This is a genomic window from Parasphingorhabdus sp. (assembly GCF_049667325.1).
GTDB lineage: Bacteria > Pseudomonadota > Alphaproteobacteria > Sphingomonadales > Sphingomonadaceae > Parasphingorhabdus.
This window is the reverse complement of sequence record NZ_JBATHY010000251.1, coordinates 1-7,040: the sequence shown is the minus strand read 5'-3', so window position 1 is coordinate 7,040 and position 7,040 is coordinate 1. Positions and strand designations below refer to the sequence as shown.

The 7,040-nt window shown below is 53.7% G+C and carries 5 protein-coding genes; all 5 read right to left on the bottom strand.

The features are described 5' to 3' along the window. On the bottom strand, nucleotides 1-741 hold a 741-nt coding region (locus tag WBM93_RS11340), incomplete at its 3' end, for a lysophospholipase (RefSeq protein WP_424431919.1). After that, nucleotides 738-2,186, bottom strand: a complete 1,449-nt coding sequence (locus WBM93_RS11335; RefSeq protein ID WP_424431921.1) for a DUF3336 domain-containing protein — start codon at nucleotides 2,184-2,186, stop codon at nucleotides 738-740. The genes WBM93_RS11340 and WBM93_RS11335, both read right to left, overlap by 4 nt. Nucleotides 2,187-2,291: 105 nt before the next feature. Then, nucleotides 2,292-3,872 carry a WS/DGAT/MGAT family O-acyltransferase gene (locus WBM93_RS11330; protein ID WP_424431917.1) on the bottom strand — a complete coding sequence of 527 codons (1,581 nt, stop codon included), beginning with the start codon at nucleotides 3,870-3,872 and terminating at the stop codon, nucleotides 2,292-2,294. Nucleotides 3,873-3,897: 25 nt separating this feature from the next. Beyond that, nucleotides 3,898-6,240 (bottom strand): glycerol-3-phosphate 1-O-acyltransferase, encoded by a 2,343-nt coding sequence (locus tag WBM93_RS11325; protein ID WP_424431915.1) that lies wholly within the window; start codon nucleotides 6,238-6,240, stop codon nucleotides 3,898-3,900. 20 nt (nucleotides 6,241-6,260) lie between these two features. Beyond that, nucleotides 6,261-7,040: 1-acylglycerol-3-phosphate O-acyltransferase (locus WBM93_RS11320; protein WP_424431913.1), on the bottom strand; the 780-nt coding region annotated here is incomplete at its 5' end.

The window sequence follows — 7,040 nt, the reverse complement described above, 5'->3', positions numbered from 1 at the left end:
GCTGGAAGAAGCATGGCCATCGAGAAATCTTGACCCGTCAGCTGCGGCCAAACTGTCTTTTCCACCATGAAGCAGAAGCAACGGCAACGAAATCTGTCCGGCATTTTTCTGGATCTCGGTCATGTTGCCAAGCATCTCGGTAGCCAGCCTCGCACCCATTTTGCCATTGTAGACCAGCGGATCAGCGAGATAGTCGGCGACCACTTGCGGATCGCGGCTGACCCCATTCGGATCGAGTTCGAGAACACCCAATTTGGGGAAGAAACGGGACAGAAAACCGCTGATAAACTTCAAGAAAGCGGAAGGCTCTTCGGCCGCTTTTATCGCCGGACCGGAGAGTACGCAGGCGGCAAATTTATCCTGCTTCTTGAGCAGATAAGTGGCGCTGATCAACCCGCCCATACTATGACCGACGAGCATGACCGGCAGTTCGGGAAAATCCTGATTGGCCCTGGCCAGCAACGGATCGACCCCATCGTGGAATACCGAGAAATCGGGGACGAAACCCGGCGTTCCCTCCGATTTGCCATGCCCCCAATGGTCCATCGCATAGACAGCATAGCCTTTGCTCAAACAATGATCGGCGAAATACTGGTATCGTCCCGAATGTTCGGCATAGCCATGAACAAGCAGGATCAAGGCTTTGCATTCACCATCAGGGAGCCATTTCTGCCAATATATTTTCGCTCCCGCGGCTTTCGATTCCGGCAAAAGCAGAAGCGTTCCGTGTTCGTGCTTCAAGCGATCTTCCTTTTGACGACCAATTCGTGATCATGTGCCAGTTCATTTTCATATTTGAACAGGATCCGGTCCAGCGTCTGGCTGATCTTGGTCTGCGTGCGAACCATCTCGATTTTCGGCCAAGCCATGCGCTCGCCCAGCTGAATCAGTTCGGCAACATCCTCGACCGGCAAGTTGCTCAATATCTTGGATGGCCCCCAGAACATTGTCGGACGGATGATATTGATATCACCGGTATAGTCCTGATTGATCACCGACAGCGCCATATTGGCCATGCTGTTCAAACGCGGGAAATAGGAAAGCGGTTTCTGCATCAGTTCCACATTGGCGTTGAACCACGCTTTCATGGTCGCTGTCGACGCGTTTCTAATGGAGGACAGCGGATTGCGTTTCTGGCTGAAATCGGTGGCAAACGGAGTGACCAGTGGATTGGCCTGGCTGACGATATGGTGGTTAACCCCATAGAGCCTGGCCAGCCGTTTGACCGGCAGATCGTGGGTGACCGACCCGTCAACCCATTTGCGGTTTGGCAGATATGGAACCCGCTCGCCACGGTGATTCTTTGCTGCCAAAGTCACCGATGGATAGATTCCCGGGACTGCACAAGAGGCCAGGACGGCTTCGCGAATATAGACATTGGGCGATGCGATGGCGTTGAGCAGACGAGATGTCTGATGCTTTTCTGCGGGTGCAATCGAAACGTTGAGATGGCGACCGGTAAGTTCATAGGCCTCCTGAAATGTCAGATCGGGAAGCATTTCTGTCAGGCGTTGGCGAATTTCATCTGCCCGCAAGCGTCTCGGGCCGCCCAGCAACCCTCGCTGCTCGTCATCTTCAATATCCGCTCCGACGATCAGATTTTCCGGCTTGAAAAATGGCGGTATTTCCTTGTCGGTGTGTGTGCTGATCAAAGCGCCGACTACCGAACCACCGCTGGAACCGGACATGATATCGGGCAGCAAACCTTCCTCCCAAAGCGCCTTTGCAACCCCGACGTGGAAATAGAGATAAGCGCCGGAACCGCTCATCAGGAACGCTGATCGTCCATAACAATGCTGTGCCCGCCGGAAAAAATCGAGCTTTTCCTCGAACGGGATGTCTGTGACCTTGTCGCTCGCCAGATATTCCAGGGAATTGGCAATCGCGTCGACATAATCCTGAATCAGTTGCTTGGTGCCGAACTTCGCTTTCTGGTGGAGACGGGCGTGACCCATACCGTCCATATTGCCGTGGATGCCTTCGTTCAGAGCATATAGAAGACCCGCATTGTCTTGCGCCTTCCAAAGCTTCGAGAGCCGTTTCAGACGGCGGCGGATGGACGTATGGTCGAAATGCTTACTCTCATCCGATGCCTTCCAGATGTCGACCCCGGTCGATTTGTCGTGCGCTTTCGCAGCTTTCGACCATTCAGAATAGCTCTTGGCCTGCGCCATTGCTTTTTCCATCTTCAAAGTCGTGTTCAGGATCATCTTCGGGTCACTCTTTCACCAAAATTGCGCATAATAGCGGCCGTCGCCCGGGAATCGGGCGGCGTGCAATCTATCCGCTCCCTATTTCACTTTCGGTTTGCCCCCGCCGATCGCTTTTGATGCGACTGTTCGGGGTTTTTTGGCAACCCGTCGATACATCACCGAACCGTCCGTGGACGTCGCTGGTTTTTTCGATGCCGCCGCCGTTTCTTTTATTTGCCGTTTAGCAGTGCCCGGCTTGGCATCGCGCAGTTCGTTAAACGCCCTTTGCAGGCATTCCCGAAAAAATTCAACATCCGGCATCATTTTTCGATCGGAAATGATGTTAAAGGATATGGTTCCGTTATAACTTGGTGTTGCAATAAACAGCCCCATTCCATGCGCCAGAGGTGCCAGACCATATTGATGCGTCAGCTTGGCCCCATTCATATATAGTTGCAATTGCGGGCCGGGAACGTTGGAAACCATCAAATTGCTCATTTTCGGAGCAAAACGTTCATCCGTCAGAATGCGCGCCACACCTGCCATCGTGACGCCCGGGATATGCTTGGTTAGATCGGTCATGATCCGCGCGCTGAGCCCGGACTTTGCTGCTTTAGTGTCCCGCGTTGTATCCCTGATTGCTTCCAGGCGTTTGACGGGGTCTGCGATATTCGACCAGATTTTGATCGTCATCGCAGATATATTGTTGCCGGGATTGGCTTCCTCTCCCGAGCGGCTGCGAGCGTTGACGGGCGCAACCGCGATCAGAGAGTCTTTGGGAAGTTCCTTATGTTTGGTCAAATAGTGGCGCAAAGCCCCGCTGCAAATCGCCAGCACGACGTCGTTTATCGTCGCTTCATCCACCTTGAGTCGCATTTTCTTCAGTTCGTCGAGGTCAAAGGTGATTGCATCGAACATCTTGTGAGGCGTTACAGGGCCGTTGAACCGGGTTTCGGGAACGCCGGTTTCCGTCTTTTCGTCGCCGCCCGTCAGGTTCTTTTGTGCGGTTGAAAGCAGCGCAGGCGCGAATTTTAGCAAGGCCTGAGCCAATTTTACCGGAGACGTCACCGTGCTGGTGATCGCGCGATTCAATATTTCGGATGTCGTTGGCAAATCGTTGGCTGCCGGCTCGCCTTCGGGCAACGGTATCGCAGGGGTACCTTTGGAGTCTTTGTCCGAGAGCGCCGCGAAGAAATGCGCGCCCGACACGCCGTCGATCGTCGAATGGTGAATCCGCGTCAGAATCGCATAGCTGCCCTTCGCATAGCCGGGAATATTGTCGAGACCTTCCAGCACGTACATATCCCAAAGGGGCCGTGTCATATCCAGTGGCTTGCTGTGATGACGAGCGACGTAGATGCAAAATTGCCGCCAGTCGCCGGGCTCCGGCAGACGGCCGTGCGAAATATGCGCTTCAAGATCGAAATGTTCGTCTTTAACCCAGTAGGGATGATCTATATCCATAGGCAGCCGGTATAATTTCCGCTTGAACATCGGCGAAACATCAAGACGCTTGCGCATATGCTCGATGATATCCTTGAAGCGCACTTTCCCGCCCTGGGCAGTTGACGGATCATAAATGTAAACGGCCATCACATGGGTGAGATTGGTCGCGGACTGAATATACAGAAATTGGGCATCCTGTGCACTCAGCTGACTTACATTGCTTTGCTCGGTCATCCATTTTGCCCTTTGTCAGCTTTGTTCATTCAAATATCTTGTCGGCTAGTGCAAGCACTTCGAGGCGGGATTTCTCCATACGCCTGGAAAGTGCCCTGAACTCCCGCAATAGCATTTTGCGCTCGACTATCATGTCCGCGGTGGTTTGCCCGGTCAGACCGAGACCCGTTGCCATTTTAAAGCCATTTTCAAACAGGATTTTGCCAATCGAGGCCTCACTCGTAATACGGCGGAGAAGATAGGCCTGCCGCCCCTCTTTCAATGCCATGGCCACGCAACTTTTCTTGTCAATTGCCTGACCGGGTTCCAGCCGCGACAATATATCCAGGACAACGGTATATGCCTCGACAAAAGGTAAAAACACCGCGTGGCCGATCAATGGCTGGAAGCGGTTAGTGAGGCTGGCGAGCATGGCGCCCCCTTCCTCCAGCTTCGCCTTCCATTTCGGATCGGCGCGTTGTAATTCCGCTTTCAAATTTATTCGATATTGCTGTTTATCGGGATAGAAGAACTCGAACTTGAACAGATCACGAAGGCGGTCTGTCTCTTCCCAGAATATATAAATTGCCTTCTGGTCACTGGCTTCCCTTGCTTTCAATATCGACAATTCGATGATCGCCTTGTCGAGAAAATGATGGATGATCGAATTGCGATAATAGCTCGCGATCGGATGCTGATCGGGCTCGATCGCGTACACCAACGTTGGACCTTTGTCATAGCGCACCAACAGCCCGTTGTTCACCAGCGTCTCGACAACACGCTGAAAACCTTCAAGATTTTTATCTGTCAGATCGTCACTCAGCCGGATATCACGCTCTCGCGCCCAACCGGTCAGAAAGATTATCACAGCGCGCAATTCGTCTGCTGTCATCGCCCGCGGGGCCGTGCCAAGCAAGCAAAGGCACATCAGCGAGGTCAGGGTCAGAGGCGTTGCCCGGTTGGCCTGCACCGCGACTTCAAAAGCCATCTTGGACAAGGCCAGCCGATCATTGGGATTGGGGGCCTTTTTAACGATCACCGGTTCGCCGAAATCCACATAAACCTTGCCCATCGGTTCGCGCAGACTGCGAAGATAGCCGATGAACCAGCTCAGCGACTCCGGCTTCTTGATTCGTCCGGTCTGCTCGCTGGCATATTCTTCCACATCCCGAATCAGATCGAAGCTGGTAACGACTGGAATAATATGCACATTTTCGATATCGTTGCTGTGCGCGCTATCCATGACATATTTGAGCAAACCATAGCGCGGCGGCATCAGCTTCCCGAGCCGCGAACGCGTACCTTCAAACGCCCATGTCATCGGAAAGCGTTTCTCGAGCAGATAGCTGACATAATAGCGCAAAACGAGCTTGTAGACGGGATTATTCTCGAAACTCCGCCGGATGAAGATCGTCCCCGCGCGGCGGAGCATGAATCCGAGACCAAAAAAATCCAGGTTAATACCGCCGAATAAATGAATGAGAGGCAGGTCATTTTGATAGGCAAGGTCGGTAGCGGTGACACCGTCGATATAGGTTTTGTGGGTAAACAGCAGCAGCGTCGGATGTTCCCGCATCGTTGTACGCAAACGGGTCAGCTCCTTGCGATCGAATACGACCTGGTCTTCGTAACCTTGAGACAACATGAATCGATCGAGTTTTGCTTTCATGTCGATGAACATCGGACTGGGCCGGGCGATCAGCTCCTTCATATATTTTGCCGCTTGTTCGTACAGCTCCACTTCGCTCTTGCCGAGATCACCGGAAAGCTTGGTCATCGCAGCGCGGAACCGCGCATCGCTGCGCAGGCCGTCAGCCACATGCCGGGGTACCTTGTAACGGCGTCCGCGCAATCCGCGCTCGGCAATATCCAGCACCAGTCCCGCTTGTCGAACAACAAAGGCAGAAAATTCCGCGTTGTCGGTCTGGTCATAGTCCTTGCTGAGCTCGGCAAACCGCTGCTTGAGTTCGCCAATCGTTGCGGGCTGGCCAGTCAGGCAATGAGCGCGGCGCTTGTTGCGCAACAGAATGGACCGGGCGCGAAAGCTACCCGGATTCCGCGGATCCCCAAATATGACATGACGCATTTTGACCGCACGGCTTTTTTCGAAATTGGGGATCCGCCAGGCAATGCGCACCGGTACAACCAAAGTTTCCGGGTGTTCTTTGAGTTTGTCACCGAGAGAGTCGAGGCGGAGTTTCGCCCGTTCATCGGATATCGGCAAAGAGATCCAATTCAGTTTCCCGCCAGGCCCGCCCTCTGCGATGGATGTGTGGAGCCAGTCGAGCAAATAGCGGCGCTCGACACCATTGCGCGCATCGATCAAAAATAGCTTCGGACCTTTCGCGAGTAGCGATCCGGAATTTGCTATTTGTGTCGCCTCGTCCATCCTCGCTCCTTGATTTCAGCCTATTCCGCAGCTTGCAATTTTGTCGACTGTGCTGCGGCAGGCTTCTTCGGCGGGGTAGATCGACTTGCGGGCTTCTTGGCAACGGATTTTTTTGCGGTCGCTTTTTTGGCGCCCGTTTGCCGCGTCGCGGGTTTCTTCCGTGCCACCTTCTTTTTCGCTGCTGGTTTTTTTGCGACAACGGCTTGTTTAGGGGGCCGCTTGGCACCGGCAGCCTTGATTGCCGGTGCGCGTTCGTCGTCAACGAGCGCTGAGAGTGCTTCCTCTTCTTCGGCTTGGCCCAGCGCTTCAAGAAACATCCCGCGCACTTCTGCGACATGTTCATTCATCTTGCGTACTGACCATTTGCTGGTGTCAACGGCAGGCAGAACATCGACTCTTACTTTCGCCGGTCGCATCAGAAATTCATTCTTCGGGGCGACATCTCCGGCATTGTGAATGACAATGGGTACCATCGGTACGCCCGCCTGGATCGCCATATGAAAGGCGCCCTTTTTGAATGGTCCGAGTTTCGGCGAAAGGGTTCGCGTTCCTTCCGGCGCGATGACAATGGATTTGCCGTCTATTTTTATGGCATCAATCAGCGGAGCCATCGCCTTGATCGCGCTCCCGGCATTGGCACGATCAATGAAAACCGTACCGGCCAGTTCCATCAGCTTGCCGATCACCGGCGTATCGCGGATTTCCTTCTTTGCGACCCCGCCCATATCCCGGCGGATCAGCTTTGCGAGGATCATTACATCCGCTTTGCTCTGGTGGTTGAAGACAAAAATACAGGGCCG